General features: G+C 43.2%; 20 protein-coding genes. 4 read left to right on the forward strand and 16 right to left on the reverse strand.

Translation table 11 applies throughout. From position 1 onward, the window contains the following. Positions 1-123 precede the first annotated feature (123 nt). From V7L01_RS14635 to V7L01_RS14650, 4 genes are all read right to left on the reverse strand, one after another. Positions 124-1341, reverse strand: coding sequence for an acetate kinase (locus V7L01_RS14635; protein ID WP_335035918.1), 1218 nt, complete (start codon positions 1339-1341; stop codon positions 124-126). A 333-nt stretch (positions 1342-1674) separates the two neighbouring features. Beyond that, on the reverse strand, positions 1675-1878 hold the full coding sequence (locus V7L01_RS14640; protein ID WP_335035855.1) for a type II toxin-antitoxin system HicA family toxin: 204 nt from the start codon (positions 1876-1878) through the stop codon (positions 1675-1677). Further along, positions 1871-2080 (reverse strand): type II toxin-antitoxin system HicB family antitoxin, encoded by a 210-nt coding sequence (locus V7L01_RS14645; RefSeq protein ID WP_094330857.1) that lies wholly within the window; start codon positions 2078-2080, stop codon positions 1871-1873. Before V7L01_RS14645 ends, V7L01_RS14640 begins: the two co-directional genes overlap by 8 nt. 371 nt (positions 2081-2451) lie before the next feature. Next, the gene (locus V7L01_RS14650; protein WP_335035857.1) at positions 2452-5082 is read right to left on the reverse strand and encodes a DNA polymerase III subunit alpha; all 2631 of its coding nucleotides are present in this window, start codon (positions 5080-5082) and stop codon (positions 2452-2454) included. A gap of 193 nt (positions 5083-5275) precedes the next feature. Here V7L01_RS14650 and V7L01_RS14655 point away from each other — a divergent pair, with 193 nt between their 5' ends. After that, positions 5276-6568 (forward strand): dicarboxylate/amino acid:cation symporter, encoded by a 1293-nt coding sequence (locus V7L01_RS14655; protein ID WP_335035859.1) that lies wholly within the window; start codon positions 5276-5278, stop codon positions 6566-6568. A gap of 20 nt (positions 6569-6588) precedes the next feature. On the opposite strand, the gene V7L01_RS14660 is transcribed toward V7L01_RS14655, so the two are convergent. The 4 genes from V7L01_RS14660 to rpsF form a co-directional block, all read right to left on the reverse strand. Then, positions 6589-6768, reverse strand: coding sequence for a hypothetical protein (locus tag V7L01_RS14660; protein WP_335035860.1), 180 nt, complete (start codon positions 6766-6768; stop codon positions 6589-6591). A gap of 193 nt (positions 6769-6961) precedes the next feature. Continuing rightward, the gene (locus tag V7L01_RS14665) at positions 6962-7207 is read right to left on the reverse strand and encodes a hypothetical protein (RefSeq protein WP_335035861.1); all 246 of its coding nucleotides are present in this window, start codon (positions 7205-7207) and stop codon (positions 6962-6964) included. Positions 7208-7616: 409 nt separating this feature from the next. Next, entirely contained in the window at positions 7617-8177 is a 561-nt protein-coding gene (locus tag V7L01_RS14670) for an Npun_F5560 family protein (RefSeq protein WP_335035863.1), read from the reverse strand. A gap of 205 nt (positions 8178-8382) precedes the next feature. Continuing rightward, a complete protein-coding gene (gene rpsF / locus V7L01_RS14675) occupies positions 8383-8733 on the reverse strand; it encodes a 30S ribosomal protein S6 (protein ID WP_335035865.1) in 351 nt (116 codons plus the stop codon). Between the two features lie 415 nt (positions 8734-9148). Here rpsF and V7L01_RS14680 point away from each other — a divergent pair, with 415 nt between their 5' ends. After that, positions 9149-9922, forward strand: coding sequence for a fumarylacetoacetate hydrolase family protein (locus tag V7L01_RS14680; protein ID WP_335035867.1), 774 nt, complete (start codon positions 9149-9151; stop codon positions 9920-9922). A gap of 3 nt (positions 9923-9925) precedes the next feature. Here the strand turns inward: V7L01_RS14680 and V7L01_RS14685 are convergent, their stop codons facing one another. Together V7L01_RS14685 and V7L01_RS14690 are read right to left on the reverse strand one after the other, a co-directional pair. After that, positions 9926-10402 (reverse strand): Tic20 family protein, encoded by a 477-nt coding sequence (locus V7L01_RS14685; protein WP_335035869.1) that lies wholly within the window; start codon positions 10400-10402, stop codon positions 9926-9928. An 80-nt stretch (positions 10403-10482) separates the two neighbouring features. Then, complete coding sequence (locus V7L01_RS14690; RefSeq protein WP_335035871.1) at positions 10483-10680, reverse strand: hypothetical protein; 198 nt, start codon at positions 10678-10680, stop codon at positions 10483-10485. A 602-nt stretch (positions 10681-11282) separates the two neighbouring features. On the opposite strand from V7L01_RS14690, the gene V7L01_RS14695 reads away from it, so the two are divergent. Beyond that, a complete protein-coding gene (locus V7L01_RS14695; RefSeq protein ID WP_335035873.1) occupies positions 11283-15002 on the forward strand; it encodes a hypothetical protein in 3720 nt (1239 codons plus the stop codon). A 179-nt stretch (positions 15003-15181) separates the two neighbouring features. Next, the gene (locus V7L01_RS14700) at positions 15182-15292 is read left to right on the forward strand and encodes a photosystem I reaction center subunit VIII (protein WP_335035875.1); all 111 of its coding nucleotides are present in this window, start codon (positions 15182-15184) and stop codon (positions 15290-15292) included. 301 nt (positions 15293-15593) lie between these two features. Here V7L01_RS14700 and V7L01_RS14705 read toward each other — a convergent pair whose 3' ends face one another. From V7L01_RS14705 to V7L01_RS14730, 6 genes are all read right to left on the reverse strand, one after another. After that, a complete protein-coding gene (locus V7L01_RS14705) occupies positions 15594-15713 on the reverse strand; it encodes a photosystem II reaction center protein J (RefSeq protein ID WP_012411803.1) in 120 nt (39 codons plus the stop codon). A 70-nt stretch (positions 15714-15783) separates the two neighbouring features. Next, positions 15784-15906: a photosystem II reaction center protein L gene (locus V7L01_RS14710; RefSeq protein ID WP_012411802.1), complete on the reverse strand. Its 123-nt coding sequence runs from the start codon at positions 15904-15906 to the stop codon at positions 15784-15786. Positions 15907-15914: 8 nt separating this feature from the next. Continuing rightward, the gene (psbF, locus tag V7L01_RS14715; protein ID WP_015115279.1) at positions 15915-16052 is read right to left on the reverse strand and encodes a cytochrome b559 subunit beta; all 138 of its coding nucleotides are present in this window, start codon (positions 16050-16052) and stop codon (positions 15915-15917) included. A gap of 9 nt (positions 16053-16061) precedes the next feature. Then, positions 16062-16310 carry a cytochrome b559 subunit alpha gene (gene psbE / locus V7L01_RS14720; RefSeq protein WP_094348030.1) on the reverse strand — a complete coding sequence of 83 codons (249 nt, stop codon included), beginning with the start codon at positions 16308-16310 and terminating at the stop codon, positions 16062-16064. 208 nt (positions 16311-16518) lie between these two features. After that, positions 16519-17538: a photosynthesis system II assembly factor Ycf48 gene (locus V7L01_RS14725; RefSeq protein WP_335035877.1), complete on the reverse strand. Its 1020-nt coding sequence runs from the start codon at positions 17536-17538 to the stop codon at positions 16519-16521. 386 nt (positions 17539-17924) lie between these two features. Continuing rightward, on the reverse strand, positions 17925-18260 hold the full coding sequence (locus tag V7L01_RS14730) for a rubredoxin (protein WP_335035879.1): 336 nt from the start codon (positions 18258-18260) through the stop codon (positions 17925-17927). Between the last annotated feature and the right edge of the window lie 146 nt (positions 18261-18406).

Below are 18406 nucleotides of genomic sequence, written 5' to 3' on the forward strand. Positions count from 1 at the left end.
GGCAGAAGCAACTCATTGTATATAATATACATCTTGTAAAATTACTCCGTTATATAGTTCCAGGAGAACATCCATGACCTAATGAGTATTTAAATAAATTTTTCAGGTAAGTAAACCCTATTTTTATTCTTTCAAAAGTTGCCAACACTGCCCGGCGATCGCCCAATCTTCTTGAGTATGAATAACTAAGACACGTACTGTTGAATCGGGTGTGGCAATATCCTCATCCACAGGCTGCTGCTGATTTTTTTCAAGGTCTATTTTTAATCCCAAAAAACCAAAGGCTTCACAGGCGGCTTGGCGAATATCCGCAGAGTGTTCGCCCACGCCTGCTGTGAACACCAAAGCATCTAATCCGCCCAAACTGGTAAGCATTGCACCGATACTAGAACGTAGGCGATGTACGTAGATATCCCACGCTAGTTGAGCGCGGGAATTACCTTGAGCGCTCGCTTCTCTCACCTCACGCATATCGCTAGATATACCCGAAATTCCCTTTAACCCAGAAGCTTTATTTAATATATCATCCAACTTTTCGACGGAGTAATTACAGTAACGCAACAGATAAATCAGAATCCCTGGATCGACTGAACCAGAACGACTACCCATCATCAATCCTTCTAGGGGTGTGAATCCCATTGTGGTATCAATACTGCGACCGTTTTTAATCGCCGCCAAAGAGCAACCATTACCCAGATGACAGGTAATTAAGCGCTCAGGGGGGACATCTTGACTGAGAATTTGGGCAGCACGTTGAGAACAGTATTGGTGACTGATACCATGAAACCCGTAGCGACGGATTCCTTGTTCTACCCACTCATAAGGGCCGGGATAGATTGCAGCTGCATCGGGTAGGGTGGCATGAAATCCGGTATCAAAGACTGCTATCTGGGTGACACCTTTTAAGATTTTTTCAATTGCTTCTATGCCTTCTAAAGCGGCTGGATTATGTGCTGGAGCTAGGTTAGATAGACGAGCGATCGCCTTTTTAACATCCTCGGTAATTACCACGCTAGCTCGATAATCCTCTCCACCATGTACTATCCGATGCCCCACCACATCAATATCTGACAACCGATCGATTACCTTGGTATCACCATCACTAAGTGTATTGAGTATATAAGAGAGGTGTGCCTGTGGAGAATCACCAGAAATTGATTCTTGCAGCGTTGCACCCGTACCAGTTTTTACCTCAATTTCTGCCACACCGCGATCTTGAGTCCAGTTGATTTTCCCTTCCCAAATGGGTTGGGCTGCTTGGGTGGGGAGAGCATTATCTGCAATCTCATACAGACAACTCTTTTGGCTGCTCGATCCGGCATTCAGCACCAATATCTTCATATAACAACATAAAAACACGATCTGCTTCGATCGTGTCACTAAGTGTAACCTTATGCTTCTAGCCTATAGGCATAATATGCAGCAAAGGTGTGTTTCCAGCGCTAAAATTTGTTGAATGATTTTTCAAAGCGATCGCTCACAGATTTTCTATGAACTCTTCCGGTGTAACTTGCGCTTGCTTAAGAATGGCACTCAATGTCCCTACCTTCAATTCTTGATGTAGCAGGGTGGTTTCATACAAGCAGAGAAAAACTAAAACTGGGTTTTAAAGCCTCTCTCCGTTTCGGGGAGAGGTTTGGAGAGGGGTAAAAAGCTATGTCACAAAACGATAAATCAAGACTTATGTATTTTTATTTTTTCGTATGAAAACACCCTGACCTTCAATTCTTGATGTAGGGGTACAACACAGCCAGTTATCCCTTCCGGCGTTTGCTTCTTCATCACAACGTGACTACCTGTTTGTCGAATTTGTTCAAAACCCAAACGCTCCAGTGCCCGAATTGCCTCTCTACTTGAGATTCGTGGCAACTTAGGCATAGGTAATCTCAATGCTGGTCATATACCTTGGAGATGTTTCAGGTAGAGGAAATTCCTCTAAGTAAAGCTGCGTTGCCTCTCTCAAGCTAGCAATTGCCTGTTCGATTGTCTCTCCTTGATCCACCGTACCAACTTCGGGACACTCAGCTATATACATATCGTCCTCTTTATAAATGAGGACTGCAAAGCTGCGAGTTTTCATCGTACTATATCCTCAATCCTTTTTATAGCAAGCATAGCATCACCCTTTCTCTATAAAGATCGGCGTTATGTACACCCATCAGTGGAGCGATCGCTTTCAGCAACCATAAAAATAAAAGTATTTGTGTTACAAATACGATCGCTGCTAATTCAACAGCGTAATCTCATACTACTAAAGTTTTATTCGGGAGCATCTCACCTTTGCAAATATACTTGGCGATTAGAAATCGCGGCTACACAAACCAAGTCCGCCTGCGCGGACTCAAGAAATTGGAAACCCACGGAGGTGGGTTTTGTCTGTATAGCCGTGAATTCTATTCGCCAGGGCTAGATATATTTTTACGAAAGTGAGATGCTCCCGTTTTATTCTAGCTAACTCGGCAAATTATCAACCCGCATCAAATCCAATTCGCGTTCAAATATTTCATCAATTGGCAACATTTGACCATCAACAGTCATAAACTTATGGTCTTTTGTTGCCCGAATCAATGAACCATCTTCCAAACAATACTCAAACACCTCTTGTTGTCCGCGATCGTGCCACTGTGCTACAGGTTGGGTGTAAATATTTCCATTATTATCAACACTGTACACAGTACATTCAATGCGTTTTTCTACAATTTTCCCAATTGGTAACAAGCCATATTCTACTGTCAATATTTCCGTGTCATAGCTTAAACAATATTCAGCAAACTTCAACATCTGCTCAAATAATTCATCCGCAACTTTTTTTTGAACGCCATTTTTAGCTGCGCCATCCACGAATTTTTCTCGCTGCTTTTGCATCTCAGAAACTTTCTTTTTACCCATCGCCCGACGCAGCAAGTCAGCTTGTCCTAAAGAATATCCCGCCATATCTTGAGCAATTTTCATGATTTGCTCTTGATAGACCATAATTCCATAAGTTTCGTCTAAAATTGGTTCCAAAACTTGGTGTTGATAATCAATTTTTTCTCGACCATGTTTGCGGTTAATAAATTTAGGAATCAGTCCCGCATCTAATGGCCCCGGTCGATAAAGTGCCAAAATGGAAGAAATATCTTCTATATTAGAAGGCTTCAAATCTCGCACGATCTGACGCATTCCGGAGGATTCTAATTGAAATATCCCTTCTAACTCACCTGCTTCTAATAACTCATAAGTTTTTTGTACATCTTTTGGGAGAGTGCTATGTTCACCTTTAGCTAATATCCTCTGGGCTTTTCTTTCCTGGCGAGGAATTTCATCGGGATCGACCCGATATCCTCTCGTTTCTTGAATCAAATCTACAGTTTTTTGAATTAGCGTTAGGTTCCGCAAACCCAGAAAATCCATTTTCAACAAACCCATTGATTCCAGGTCTTCCATGAAATACTGGGTAATCACAGAACCGTCATTATTCTTCTGTAGCGGGACAATTTCATCAAGTGGATCGGCAGAAATTACCACACCTGCGGCATGAACACCAAAAGTTTTGTTAGTTCCTTCAATTCGCATCGCCATATCAAGCCAATGGCGAACATGGGGTTCTTTATCATATTTCTCTTTAAACTCTGGTTCTGGGGTTTTATCGGAAACCATTACCTTGAGTTTCGTTGGTTTCCCACGCACCACAGGAATCAATTTCGCCATTTTGTCAGCTTCCCCATAGGGAATGTTTAATACTCTGGCGACATCTTTCAAAACGGCTTTAGAAGTTAGACGGTTAAAAGTAATAATTTGGGCAACTCTATCTGCACCATATTTCTCCGTTACATAATCAATCACTTTATCCCGTTGTTCAATACAGAAATCTGTATCAATATCAGGCATTGATTTCCGTTCTGGGTTCAAGAAACGCTCGAATAGTAATCCATGATGTACGGGATCAATATTAGTAATTCGCATTGCATAAGCAACTAATGAACCAGCCGCCGAACCACGACCTGGCCCCACCGGAATATTATTATCTCTAGCAAATTTGATGTAATCCCATACAACTAAAAAGTATTTGGAAAAACCCATTTGCTGAATCATTTTTAGTTCGTATTCCAATCTTTCTTTATAGACGGAATCGACCTCACTGCGAGATTTGCGATTTAAGCGTTCTAAAAGTCCGCTCCATGCAACATCTTCGGCGTAAGTGTCAGCAGTATGACCGGAGGGAATGGGGGGTGTAGGAATTTGAGGCTCACCCATGATATGGTAAGGCTCGACTTTATCAGCGACTTCTTCAGTGGTAGCGATCGCTTCAGCAATTACATCATCCGGTAAATGGTCGCGAAATAGCTGCTGCATCTCTTCACCAGATTTGAGATACTCTGTGCCGCTATAACGCATCCGCTTATCTTCAATAATTAGCTTGCCAGTCTGAATGCATAGCAAAGCATCGTGAGCTTCAACGTCAAAACAAGAAATAAAATGCGAATCATTGGTAGCAACAATTTTAATTCCCAGTTCCCGCGCAATTTTGACGATTTCAACATTAACAATCCGGTCTTCTTGGGAGCCGTGGTCTTGAATTTCTAGATAATAATCATCACCAAATACATCTTTATACCACTGAGCAACTTTTCGGGCTGCATCTGGTCTATTACTGAGAATCGCTTGGGGAATTTCTCCACCCAAGCAAGCGCTGGTGACAATCAAACCTTCATGATATTGTTTGAGTAAATCTTTATTAATACAAGGACGAGAAAAAATTCCTTTACCTTGAACACCCTTGAGGTGAGAAATTGTGGTTAATTTAACTAAATTTTTGTAACCTTTAGTATTTTTAGCTAAAACGACTTGATGATATTTCGGGCGGCGTTCTTGTTTTTCAATATCGCCGTTAATTATATACATTTCATTGCCGATAATCGGCTTAATATTTTGACTACGGCAGATTTTGATCAGTTCGACGGCTCCATACATGACACCATGATCGGTAAGGGCGATCGCTTTCATTCCCAGTGCGATCGCTCGATCCACCAACTCTGGTAGCTGACTTGCTCCATCAAGTAGACTGTAGTCACTGTGAATATGTAAAGGAACAAAGGACATAAGCATCTCCAACCACAAGTCAAGATATCTCTAGGGGCCTACCTTGTGATGCACCCTTTCGAGCTAGATTTTGCAAAGCAACGGAATCTTAGATTAGCAGTTTTTACCTAAAATTAAAGCTGTTCTTTTTCCGAAATTGTTACTGTCATAAGTGTTGTTTTAATAGTTACAGCAGTTAATCAGCATCTAACTAATGAGTCAAACAGAGAGTACTAGTTCGCCTAAAACCAAAGCTAGCCCTTGGTGGCAGCGTATCCCTCTCACATTGCAAATTCTCATCGCCTTAGTAGCCGCAGTCAGCGTCGGAATTGCCCTTGGTGCGGGGAATCCCAATCCAAGCAATGCCGTCTTAATCAACAATTTAGCAATACCGGCGGAATTGGTGTTAAAGGCTCTCCGCGCCTTGGCTACGCCCTTAATTTTGGTAGCGGTGCTGCATACTTTGATGACTACCGACATCCCTGGAACAGCCGGACGGCGGCTGGCAGTGCTACTTTTAACTAACACTACTGTAGCTATTTTAATAGGACTTTTCGTAGCGAATATCCTGCGTCCTGGGACTTGGGGCAATGTAGCCACCTCAACAAATACAGAAATAACTCCTCAGAGTCTTGACCCTTGGGGAATACTCAAAGATGCTGTACCGGAAGCCGTTCTCAAGCCATTAGTTGATAATAATGTCATCCAATTAATTGTGATTGCCCTGAGTTTTGGCATCGTCTTGCGGGGATTAAAATCCGAACAAATCGCTCAAGGCAAGAAAGGATACCAGCCGATAGAGGATGTGATCGGGATTTTATTTGAAGCGGTAGTCCGCGTTCTCAACTGGGTAATTGCCTTAGTGCCTTTGGCAGTCTTTGGAATTGTTGCTAAAACAGTTGCTATGCAAGGATTTGCACCTTTTAAATCTTTGGGTGCATTTATCGTGGCGGTGCTGCTAGCACTAGTATTGCAGGCGTGCTACTATCTCACCAGAGTAAAATTCGGTTCTTGGGTACACCCGCTAAAATTCCTAGCTGGCGGTTCTGATGCCTTTTTGACAGCTTTCTCAACTTCTTCCTCGGCGGCGGCAATGCCCATAACCTTTGAGGTTTTGCAAACAAAAGTCGGTTTAAGGGAATCTTCTGCTGCCTTGGGGGCATTAGTCGGGGCAAATTTCAATAATGATGGCACTGCTCTTTATGAAGCAATGTCTGCGTTGTATATTTCCCAACTGATTGGGCAACATCTGACTCTAGGACAGCAGTTAATTGTCATTCTTACCTCTATTTTTGCATCAGTAGGTGCGGCGAATATTCCCAATGCTGGGCTGGTAACAATGACACTGGTGTTTACTTCTGTAGGCTTACCTACTCAGTACATCGCTTTGCTAGTTACTGTAGACTGGTTTCTGGATCGCTGCCGCACTGCAATCAATGTTATGGGAGACATGACTGTCAGTGCTTTACTTGACGGCAAAAAGCCACGTTCTCTTGACGAGGCTTAGTTTGCCAGCTTTTCAAATATCTAATGTTGTTGAGGCCCTTTGGCGTCACATCCTTTAGCCCAGCAGCGTTCTAGAAGTTGAAGACGCCAGATCAATGCAAACCGTTGAGGATTTAATACTAATCTAGTATCGCGACCAAATAAAGGCTGGTTCAGATACTGCCAAAGGGGAAATTGAATTTTGGTGTGTTTTGGAGTCATAAGAACAACAAATATTATAAAACTTTAGTGTCAATAGTTGGCATTTTGTCTAGCAACTGCCTAATACTGTTTTTCTAGTTAAAGGCTACACTGCGTTTTTGCAATTGTCTTTGTGGCAATTGCTGAATTTCAGTAAGTGAACTCATGTTATTTCCGCTTTAATACTTAAATTACGCGCTCTATTTTTCTGATTCTACATCCCGTGAAAATTCATACCATTTAACCAAATTCCTATAGATACGTTGGTGAGGGCATACATCGTATAAGCCCTGACAGCGTATTCATCTGTTGCAAAAATTTTTGGAAGCGATCGCATTGCCATCAAGAATGTTAACTCGGTATCTGATGCAAAGACGATGAAGTCATCTGCCGAGTTGCCGGGAGTGTGGTTATTCTTGAGAACGGCATTACCGTGGGTAGCAGCACCGACACCAGTCACTTTCAGGTTGTTGCTAATCGAATTAGTATATATCCCTCCAAATTTTCCGACTGGAGGGGATTTTATTGCTTAACTGACATCCAGCGTAGGCGTAGCCCGCCGCAGGCATCGCTCTTTTTCATCACTCGCAACTTGGGTTAGTAAATGACCAAAATTAGTCAAAAGAATGCAATTTTTTGTGACACTCCCTAGCTTCTGAAAGACAGGGCTTTTCAAATTACTTTGAGCTAATTGTTCTATATTTGACGTAACTAGTTCCAGGAAGCAGGAGGTAAGAAAGGTTATAAAATCAGCCTTCGCGTTATTTCTAACTCTATGGTTATTTTTGCCTCGATCTAATACTTGGATGTCTCCAAGATCCTTTGCCACAACAATTTATTACCTCTTCAATTCCACCATAATGTTAATTTTAGGCATTCTGGGGAGTTGAAATATTAGTTTGTTCGGATGCTGGGCGGGGAAAATTTGGCAAATCAATACCGCTGTGACTAGCATTGCGAGTTTTGAGTGCTAAACGGTAACTCACACTTTGCAGTTCTGCCTGTAGTTGGCGGTTTTCCCGTTGTAGCATTGCTACCTTTTCTCTCACTGGCGTCATCCGCTCTTCAAACTTCCGACGGTAAATTTGAGGCAACTCTTGTACTACTTGCTCCAACATCCGACTGCGATCGGTAAGTTCTTGGACTGTCTGTCGCAATTGGTAAATTTCGGAGTCACGAGTTGTAATTTGCTCTTGGTAGAACGCCACCTGCTGCTCCACAGCTTGGAGTTGTTCTTGCAAAGCCTGTAATTGGGTCAAATCGCGCTCAACCTCCGGTTGCTGGGGGATAAAACTGGTGTTACCCTTTACCAGCCGGAAGAGTTCTTGAGATAGTTGTTGTACTAATTGATCGCGAAGTTGCAACTCTTGGCGTAGCTGCGATACTTCGGTAGAGAGAACTTCAATATTGGGTGTATCAGATTGGCTCACAGTAGCTTACAGCTCCCATTCAGAATCTTGTCCACTCTCAGGTATAACTGCGGGAGTACTACCTTTGGCAAGTATTTGTTAATTTAGCATTCCCAGCAAGTGACGAGAAAAGAAAAAGACAAAATTTTATTGAATGGGATTGGGCATTGGGAATGGGGCTTTGGGCATTGCTAAAACTCTTCCCTATCCCCTACTCCCTAATGTCTTAGGCTGTTGCAGCCACTTTAGTGGGTTTTTCTTTTTCTTCTTTAGGAGGTTTTTCCTCTTCGATATCCTGCTTAATTGTCAGATAGCGAATCACTTCTTCACTTAAGCGCATGGCGCGTTCAAAGGGGGCGATCGCAGTTGCAGGTGCTGTGTAGTTTAACTGGATGTAGATACCATCGCGGTGTTTTTTGATTTCATAAGCCAGACGCCGCTTACCACGATTTTGAATTTGGATATCCTCTGCGCCTTGATCGCGAAGCAAATTCTGATATTTAGTAATTGCTTGCTCTGCCTGTTCGTCTCCCAGGTCAGGACGGAGAATGTACATCGTTTCGTAATTTGTAGTCATATTTTCAGTTTCCTCTTGGACAAAAGTGGCTGCTGATGCTAATTTATACGTTAATTTAATTTAAAATGTCAGTATTAATCAACATCTGAAGCAACAAGGAACTATAATCTTACCAGTTTTCAATTTTGTTTCATTAGCCAAATCGCCGAAATTTGGATTTTTTGGATGTCCCTAATGAAAACTAGGTCGGGAGGCGGCCCCGATATTTCTTTAGCAAGTAAGAATCTAGTTTTTGGCACTCGCCAGCAAATTGATTGAGCTATCAGCAATGCCCCAACGGATATTTTTCCCTAAAGGCACCTATCGCGATCGCTTTCAGGCTCAAGGGTCAATCGGTTCGCTAAAAAGCTAACTGAGGATTGCTACCCGGCTCACAGCAACAAAAAAAGCAGATAAAAGGATATTCATCAAGCTTATGGCGCAGCGCTATGTGCGAATTCAAAATCAAGAAGGACAGATTTACTATGGATTACTACAACTATCCTTGAATGTCCAGGTGCTAGATGCTCCGCCTTGGTTACAAGGACAACCCACTGATTTAATATTGACACCAGAAAATTACCAAATTCTGGCTCCCTGTGCTCCCTCAAAAATTGTGGCGGTGGGTAAGAATTATGCAGATCATGCAGCCGAAATGGGAACTCCAGTTCCTTCTGAGCCACTAATTTTTCTCAAGCCACCCACGTCGATCATTCCATCTGAGAGAGAAATTAAGTATCCTCCCCAGTCAGAGAGGGTTGACTACGAAGGAGAGTTAGCATTAGTGATTGGCGATTACGCCTTTGAATGTACGCCAGAGGTAGCCCAAACCAAAATTTGGGGCTACACCATCGCCAATGACGTAACAGCGCGGGATTTACAAAAGCGGGATGGTCAATGGACGCGAGCCAAAGGTTTTGATACTTTCTGTCCCTTGGGGCCTTGGATTGTGCGGGAAATAAATCCAGGAGCGAGATTGCAGACTTTTGTGAATGACGACGCCAATCCAGTTCAATCTGCCTGTATCGATCAAATGGTGTTTTCCCCCGATGTTCTAGTTTCCTATATCAGTCAGGTTATGACGCTACTACCCGGTGATTTGGTGCTTACAGGTACACCAGAGGGTGTAAATTCATTACATCCAGGCGATCGCGTCCGCGTCGAAATTGAAGGTATTGGTCGCCTGGAAAACACCATAGTGGCCCGTTAACTTCTAACGCACTTGCATATATACTGCATCGGAAATCGCCGGAATTTCCGCATAACGCCCGCTTATAGACTGGATGACTGAATATGCAACTGCTCCAACTATGCCAATAAAAATGGTTGTGGATAGGGTTTGGATTGCAAAACCGCCAGAAGGAACTAGCCCCACAACATCAGTCAGGATACTAAACAAAAAGATAATAATGTCCAAAAGGATTGCTTGCATAGTGTTGAAACGAATAAAGTGACTAATTTTTTCGTTTCTCACTACCAGCAAAAATAAAGCGAAGAAAATAATCATTCCTGCATAACGCACGCCGTAGTAAATTCTCAACAATGGCAGAAGTGGCAGAAATAGCAGTTGTAGTGGTGGAAACTCTGAGAGCAAATATCTACCAAATACAAAAACTTCAATTAGAGGAAGCAAATAAGGCAAGGAAGCAAAAATCCGATCTGAAACCGTTGTAGACCCGCGCCAAGACATTATGCGTTCTCCTGTGGTTAAATTTCTATAGTTACTTGAGCTTAGGATAACGCAGTTGCTTGGTCTACTGACAAATTCAACTATTCTATATAGGCGATGCGAAAGCCCATCATACACTCATACTGGTCTGGCTGCTGTTGAGTGAGTTTGCGAATGGCTTGGCCACAGCGCAGTTGACCCCCACGCCAACGGGGTTGACCACTCCTGTCAGCGAGTAAACAAGACTGGCAAACTTGCTCAGGGGCAAGGATTTGCTCGTCCATTAAAATGACTAGCATCGAATCCCTCCTGTAAATCCTCATTGTCACCCACATTTCACTCAAGTGAGGACAAGCTTTGTAGCGGTTCAAAGAGCCACTTCAGTTAGATTTGATGCGTTTTGTGCGGTTAAGTGTTGCGATCTCGATGGGCTTTGCGCCCGCCGTGGGCGATCGCAGAGGACACTTAAGAGCCACATCTACCTCTTTGTAGCAAAAATGTGGGCAATCACAATTCAATAAAAATTGTCAAGTGAATCTTAATTTATTCTATGTTGTGTCTATTGCAAATTGGACATTTTAGTAAAATATAATACAAAATTATCCGCACTAAGCTTGAGCAAAGACAGCTAACGGTATTCATTGTATCCCTGTTAATTTAGTACTGGAGATTAGTCAAACTTAATATTTAGAAAAGAACAAAAGCTTTACGCACAAGCAACACGGCGACCTTTTTTAATTCCCTTGACAGGGCTAATTAAAGTGCGAAAATCCAAGTAAGTAAAACTGAGTTAAGTTGATAGCCATTTAAGTGATGCATTTATAAAATACTGAGGTAAACTTGCAAGCAAGGTAATACACAATATTACCCAGCGGCTCGTCGGTCTGGGCAATCACTTACAATGGAACACTGGCAATTTCTGATACAGAAACAAGGCGCTCGCTCGTGGCATATCGTAGAATCGCCAAATTTGGAACTTTTAGAAGGACAGTATAGAGTTTTGGCTCGTTCTAACCTTCGTAATACAGACGTGGAAGTGCGGGTAACTCACTCTTCAACCCAGGAAGTTCAACCAACGCGACGAATTTTCAAGCGATCGCGTCGCACTAACTCAGAAGGCTTAATAGCGGTAATTCCTTTCACCTACTTCCAGCAGGGAGTTTGGGAGTTGCGCTGTTGCGGCGATTTGATGTCGGATCTATTCGGTAAATCTTGGCAATATAGCGTCCAGCTTCAAGTATTGTCCCAGGAAGTAGAGGAAGTAGAGGAAGTAGAGGGAGCAGGGGGAGCAGGGGAAGCAGGGGGAGAGAAAAAAAGCTTACCTCAAGCGTATTGCGCTCAAACCCACTACTTTGAGGAAAACGAGGCTACGTCAATCTATGTGGAAACGTTAGATAAAGCGATCGCTATTTCCCCAGAATCGGCAATTGCTACAGACAGCCACCTTGTTAGCACTGAACTGCAAGATGAAGGGAACTTGGAAGTTACTGCCCCAGCAGAATTCGCACTTACCTTAAATAAAGCGATCGCTATTTCTCCAGAATCGGCAATTGCTACAGACAGCCACCTTGTTAGCACTGAACTTCCAGATGAAGGAAACTTGGAAGGTACTGCCCCAGCAGAATTCGCAATTACCTTAGATAATGCGATCGCTATTTCTCCAGAATCGGTAATTGCTACAGACAGCCACCTTGTTAGCACTGAACTGCCAGATGAAGGAAACTTGGAAGGTACTGCCTCAGCAGAACCCGCAATTACTTTAGATAATGCGATCGCTATTTCTCCAGAATCGGCAATTGCTACAGACAGCCACCTTGTTAGCACTGAACTGCCAGATGAAGGGAATTTGGAAGGTACTGCCCCAGCAGAATTCGCAATTACTTTAGATAAGGCGATCGCTGTTTCCCCAGAATCGGCAATTGCTACAGATAGCAACTCTGTTAGCACTGAACTGCCTGATGAAGGAAACTTGGAAGTTACTGCCCCGGCAGAACCCGCAATTACGTTAGATAACGCGATCGCTGGTTCCCCAGAATCGGCAATTGCTACAGATAGCAACCCTGTTAGTACTGAACTGCTAGATGAAGGAAACTTGGAAGTTACTGCTTCAGCAGAACCCGCAATTACTTTAGATAACGCGATCGCTATATCCACAGAATCGGCAATTGCTACAGATAGCAACCCTGTTACCACTGAACTGCCAGATGAAGGAAACTTGGAAGGTACTGCCCCAGCAGAACTCGCAATTACCTTAAATAAAGCGATCGTCTCCAAAACGATAATAATTACTACAAAGAAAACCTTTGCTACCACCGATCTGCCAGATGAAACCGAAGAAAATGTAGCGATCGATGAGCCTGTGAGTCCTGTATGGCTCAAAGGTGAGACGGCAGAGCAGATTTTACAAAATTTAATAGATTTAGCTTTACCCCCTTCTGAATCCCTGCTAAAAGATCAAAAGGTTACAGATTCTCCAGCAATACAACCACCGCCACCATTACTACTAACTTTAGATCGGGATACTTACATTGCTCGTTGGGGACAAGCTCTTACAATCAATGGACATGTAGAACTCAGAGAAAACACAGATATAGATCGGGCTGAAACATTATCCTCAAAAAGCCTACAGGCGCTTGAACTAGGAATTGAACTGCGATCGCCCAAGAACTCGGAAATCTTAACCCAGGTATGGCAACCTTTACCAGACCAGGAGTTGCCCTTCTCCATCAATACCTCAATTGATATTCCCGCTGACTGTGAATCCAAGCTAATTTTGGCAGATATCAGTTTGTATGGACAATTTGCCGATGTTGGTGAAGTTATCCGGTTAGCCAGCCAGTCCTTCACCATTACAGCAGATGTAATGGAATTACTGGCAATCACAGCCGCAACAAAACCTAGTACATTTTTAAATGACCCCATAGCACCATCAGACTCATCTGTTGCTTTCACAGAACCAGAGACAACTTTTAAGCTCGATTTGAAACTATTAAATCTGGTCAAGGTTCCAAAAACAGACCAGTCTCAGATACTCAATCCATCTCCAAACACACCCCTACCACCGCAAATTAACCTGCAAGTTCTGCGAGAATCTAGCCTGCGGGCATCTAAGCTTAAGAATTCAGTCACTTCGCCTCAATTGCCGAAACTGCCTCCTGTTCAAACCAATGCCAACACTGCTACAGATGTTGTTGCAAAACCCCCTACACAAGAGGAGGTTCTAAAAAAGGATACTATAGCTGCCATCAACTTGGAGCAGTTGCTCATCAGCCAACGTCGAATGCCAATACTCGACACTACTTTTCCATACTTGAGACGGCTACAAGCTTTGCCAGGTGATGCAGAGGAAGTAAAAAGCAATGTTGTCCCCCCAGATGTATTGCAAGTTCCAGCGCCTGAAGGCTTTCCGCAGTTGGACGCAGCTGTAGCTGAAGATGGAAATACACCTGAATTGGTAGTAGGTGATGCACAATTCCAGGAAGAATCTATTGCTGTAGAAGCCCAACCAAATGCACAATTCCAAGAAGAATCTGTTGCTGTAGAAGCCCAAGCAAATACACAATTCCAGGAGGAATCTGTTGCTGTGGAAGCCCAACCAAATACACAATTCCAGGAGGAATCTGTTGCTGTGGAAGCCCAACCAAATGCACAATTCATTACAACAGGTAACCTTTACTCATCTCCTTTACTCAGGAAGTGGATGGAGAGCCAAGGATACTCTTTGCCTGAATCTATTAACGATCTGCAACGTCAAGAATACGATAACTATGTTCCAACGCAGCAGACGTTGCTTTCTCTAAGTGCAGAAAATGCGAATGTTGATGTCAATTTGCCGTTAGACTTAGATGCTAACACGGAGATAAATATGAGCGAAGTTTGGGATCGCTCAGAACTTCTTCTGACGGAGACGCACAACGAAGAGGATACATGGGAAGAAGTCGAATTGGCTTTTGATCTGGGAAATTTCGAGGAAGATGTAGACACAGCAAAGGAAGCGGATCTAGGGATAGAAGAAAATACGGAACTAGAAAAAGTATTAGAACCAACACTCTCATCGGCTCTGTCAAGACAACTACCGCCTCCCCCTCCTCCGATAAAAATAAATATAGCGTCAGCTTGGTTAGCGCAAGAAATCGTTGTAGATGATACATATAATGAACTGGAAGCCGATGCAACGGGGAGTTACCTCTTTGAAGAAGAGGAGCAATCACTCTTAGATTTATCCCCTTCCTTACCTATAATTTCCGCAGCCACTGAGCCTTTGCCAATTCCACAACTGCATGTGCCAGAAGGCGAACTAATCGCTGGCAAGTCTGTCATAGTGCGCGTAATACTGCCTGAAGTATCTCCGCAAGTTGTTGTCAAGTTATGGGTTGAAGATTATCAAACTCGCTGGTTACTAGATGGGCCCCATTTACTGGCAAATTTAGTACCTAACACCTTGGGAGGGTTGGAAGTGATGACGCAATTAAACATTCCCTTTGGCTGTTTGGAAATACGCTTAGAAGCGATCGCACTTAATCTGATAACCCAAGAGGAGAGTCACAAAGTCACAATAGTGCGAACTGTGATTCCTCCAGACTTGCCAAGCTTGCAGCTAGATGAACTTTTAGGTATGTGATAGCAAGCAAAGAGTAAAAATAGTAACTTATGGATGAGTAGGATAAAAAGTTTTTCCACTCTCCACTGCCAATCTCCCAATATAAGCTGTGTTAAAAATCTTTAGAATTTCAAAAATCTTGGCAGCATTTGCAGTAAGCTCATTTTGAATTGTAGTGTTATTTAACAGGAACCTTTACTATGGCAGCTTCTTTTTTGCCTTCTATCTTAGTTCCCATCATTGGTTGGGTTTTGCCAGCTGTGACCTTCACGTTTCTATTTTTATACATTGAAAGGGACGATATTGGCTAATGTAGTCATGAGTTATTAGTCATTTGCAAAAAACATCTAAATTGCATAATCAGATTAAATCAAACTCTTGTGGGGTGGGCATCTTGCCCGCCCTAGCTATGCAATTTAAATGTGGAACAGCTTAGACGCGCTAGCGGCCACTCTTCGAGTTCTCCAACAGAGTACCCGCAGGGTAGGACAAAGGACTACTGACCAAAATTAATACCGCCTATCTCATAGAGACAGGCGGTTTTTTAACGTTGATTTCTCAACAAATGCTAGAAAATTCTAACTTATAGTGTTCGGTTCAAACTAATTCATGTTAAATCGAAGAACCAAGTCCGGCATAGGCACCATAAAAGAAAATGCCCAAGACTGTAATTATACCTAAACCTGCGATCGTAGCGACGACCCACAGGGGAATTCTCCCACTTCCAGACACAGCTTCTCTCCTCCCTTAACAACTAATCAACACAGGTTAAATAAACAAAGATTAACAACGGGATTTCCAGTTAGTTAAAGAAGTAACTGGAAAACAGAATCCCCAGAACGAAAACTAGTAGTAGTCCCAGGTATAGCGAAGTCCGGTTTAATTCAACCGGCTGATTATTGGGATTGGGCGATCTTTCTACCATGATTGCTCCTAACGTTGAATAAATTGCATTGCGGCGATCGCGCCCAAAAAGAATACAGTTGGTACACCTAAGGTGTGTACTGCCAGCCATCTAACGGTAAAAATTGGATAGGTAACTGGTTGATTGATGTTATTTCCGCTAGTCATGATCTCAAACTACTTTCCAATAAATTCTTCAACTTGTTTTTTAGCTTCAAAACGGTTCTTCACAATGGGCACTTCCTGCCGTGCTGGTGTGAAATACTCGTTGGGGCGGGGTGTGCCAAAGGCATCATAAGCCAGTCCGGTGCTGACAAATAACCAACCAGCAATAAATAATGCTGGGATGGTGATGCTGTGAATTACCCAGTAACGAACGCTGGTAATGATGTCCGAAAACGGACGTTCTCCAGTGGTACCTGACATTTAGATCCCTACCTTATACATAGAGTGTTATTGAGTTTATTATCCTACAAAGTTAAGAAAGAGTTACAAGTTGCAAAGTTCTTCTCAGAAATTGTACGTTGGGCATGGGGCATTGGAAGAGGCAGAGGGGCGGAGGAGCAGAGGGGAAATAACCTACTGCAACTTATTCTCTGCTCCCCTGCTCCCCTGCTCCCCTGCTCCCTACTCACTAAGCGGCTTCTGGAGAAGTTGTTTCAGGGTTTGGTAAATATTTGAGCAATACGCCGCGATCGCCTATTATAAATCCCCGCTCTGGCTCTAAGAACACAATCTTGTACAAATTAGCAGCAACTTCTTCCACCGCACGGTCTTTTTCCCAAGTTTTGCCACCGTCGCCACTCCGTAGCAAATTACCGCTACCGCCACCGATCCAAATTTCATCGGGTGTGCGATATGCCAAATCCAGTAAACCCCAACTGGTGGATAACTCTGGATATTTTGCCTCTTGCCACTCTTCAGGTTTAGTTGGGTCGCTAAACTGAATTTGACCTCCCCTAGCTAGCAACCACAATTGCCCATTGTCACCAAAGCCCATATTTTCTACGCGTCGAGAACTATTGCGGTTATGGGGTACCCAAGCATCTTGCCCTGGCTCCCAAGTTGAGTAGAAACTACCCTTGGCAGAAACGGCAACATATTTGCCATCAGCAGAACGTTCTAAGTTACGCACCACACCTACTGCTGATTCCACCTGGGCTTTCCAATTTTTGCCGCCATCTGTGGTTTTATATATTGCTCCGACATCAGTAGCCATTTCAGCTGTGTTTTTTGCTACTGCCTTAATTGCGATCGGGCTACCTGGTAACTTTTCGCTCAGAGGAATCCGCGACCAAGAACCACCTTCATCAGTAGTATGCAGCAACAGTCCAGGCTCTCCGGCAATCCAGCCTTCTTTACCTGCAAAACTTACTGAGTCAAAGCGATACTTTTGCTCATCCAGTTGCAGTGTTATTGGTTTCCAGGTATTACCACCGTCATTGGTTTCCAATAAAGTGGCATTGCTACCCACTAAGTAGCCATGCTCAGGATTATCAGTAAAAGCAATATCCAGGAGATTCGAGTCTGTTGGCACAGAAATGATTTTCCAGGGGTTGTAGCTAACAGACGGGATTTTGCTACAACCTATACACATGAGGATTACTATCAACAAAGTAGCTATTCGTTGCCAACTTTTCACAATTGAATGCATCAGTATTTCTTAATTGTTTCTAAATTTCTGTAGGTGTTCTCTAAAAGGTTTACCTTATACCAGTTTTGGATTTTAGATTTGGGATTTTGGTGAGGCAGCACAGTCTTCTCTCTTGGCGCTAGCCTCTTCCTTTGGGAGAAGGGGAGACGCTAAGAGCGAACGAGCGCCAGTACGAGCGTCACCCTTTCGCGCAGCGGCGACCATAGGAAAAGGGATTAAAAGTTTTTACTAAAAAGCCTTCCAAAAATCCCAAAAAATATTATTTATCCCAATTTGGTATTAAGGTCTGCGGCCGCTCTACAGAACTGGTAAAACGACACCTCTATGTAATTTTAATTACACAAAAACTTCCTGTCACCTGGCACCTATTTCTGAGATAACGGCTGTCATTGTAAGCCGTAGAGACTGATAAAAAACAAGAAGCCAAGAGCCAGAGCACCAAAAATTAGGATATTCTTTTGGGTTGGCGTTAGGTTATTGACACCCAAACCGTAACCGAGATTTTCTTTGAAGCCGGATGCAGTACCCGCAGGGCCGACGTTGGCAAAAGCGGTTTTCTTAGCAGCACAAACTGGACAGCGCCAATTTATGGGCAGTTCTGCAAAAGGTGTCCCTGAAGGAATATCATCCTTGTCGTCTCCCTTCTCAGGTTCGTAAACATAACCGCAGGCGCGACACTCGTAGCGGTCTAACACCGTAGTCTCAACAGCTGGTTCGCTCATGGCTAAGGCCTCGCAGAGGAGAAATCTTAAATATACGTTAAAAATTATGACATAATTGTTAGACTTTTCTATCACTAGCAAAAGCGAATTAAATACCTGAAGTGCGTCTGTTTCCCAGATTTCAGAAAAACCAAACATATATAATG

It is taken from the genome of Nostoc sp. (assembly GCF_036917095.1).
In the GTDB taxonomy this organism is placed as follows: domain Bacteria; phylum Cyanobacteriota; class Cyanobacteriia; order Cyanobacteriales; family Nostocaceae; genus Nostoc.

Excerpts from the sequence above, each read along its gene's own strand:
- V7L01_RS14635 (WP_335035918.1), bottom strand. The coding sequence starts at position 1,341 with ATGAAGATATTGGTGCTGAATGCCGGATCGAGCAGCCAAAAGAGTTGT.
- V7L01_RS14640 (WP_335035855.1), bottom strand. The coding sequence starts at position 1,878 with ATGCCTAAGTTGCCACGAATCTCAAGTAGAGAGGCAATTCGGGCACTG.
- V7L01_RS14645 (WP_094330857.1), bottom strand. The coding sequence starts at position 2,080 with ATGAAAACTCGCAGCTTTGCAGTCCTCATTTATAAAGAGGACGATATG.
- V7L01_RS14650 (WP_335035857.1), bottom strand. The coding sequence starts at position 5,082 with ATGTCCTTTGTTCCTTTACATATTCACAGTGACTACAGTCTACTTGAT.
- V7L01_RS14655 (WP_335035859.1), top strand. The coding sequence starts at position 5,276 with ATGAGTCAAACAGAGAGTACTAGTTCGCCTAAAACCAAAGCTAGCCCT.
- V7L01_RS14660 (WP_335035860.1), bottom strand. The coding sequence starts at position 6,768 with ATGACTCCAAAACACACCAAAATTCAATTTCCCCTTTGGCAGTATCTG.
- rpsF (WP_335035865.1), bottom strand. The coding sequence starts at position 8,733 with ATGACTACAAATTACGAAACGATGTACATTCTCCGTCCTGACCTGGGA.
- V7L01_RS14680 (WP_335035867.1), top strand. The coding sequence starts at position 9,149 with ATGGCGCAGCGCTATGTGCGAATTCAAAATCAAGAAGGACAGATTTAC.
- V7L01_RS14685 (WP_335035869.1), bottom strand. The coding sequence starts at position 10,402 with ATGTCTTGGCGCGGGTCTACAACGGTTTCAGATCGGATTTTTGCTTCC.
- V7L01_RS14690 (WP_335035871.1), bottom strand. The coding sequence starts at position 10,680 with ATGCTAGTCATTTTAATGGACGAGCAAATCCTTGCCCCTGAGCAAGTT.
- V7L01_RS14695 (WP_335035873.1), top strand. The coding sequence starts at position 11,283 with ATGGAACACTGGCAATTTCTGATACAGAAACAAGGCGCTCGCTCGTGG.
- V7L01_RS14700 (WP_335035875.1), top strand. The coding sequence starts at position 15,182 with ATGGCAGCTTCTTTTTTGCCTTCTATCTTAGTTCCCATCATTGGTTGG.
- V7L01_RS14710 (WP_012411802.1), bottom strand. The coding sequence starts at position 15,906 with ATGGTAGAAAGATCGCCCAATCCCAATAATCAGCCGGTTGAATTAAAC.
- psbF (WP_015115279.1), bottom strand. The coding sequence starts at position 16,052 with ATGACTAGCGGAAATAACATCAATCAACCAGTTACCTATCCAATTTTT.
- psbE (WP_094348030.1), bottom strand. The coding sequence starts at position 16,310 with ATGTCAGGTACCACTGGAGAACGTCCGTTTTCGGACATCATTACCAGC.
- V7L01_RS14725 (WP_335035877.1), bottom strand. The coding sequence starts at position 17,538 with ATGCATTCAATTGTGAAAAGTTGGCAACGAATAGCTACTTTGTTGATA.
- V7L01_RS14730 (WP_335035879.1), bottom strand. The coding sequence starts at position 18,260 with ATGAGCGAACCAGCTGTTGAGACTACGGTGTTAGACCGCTACGAGTGT.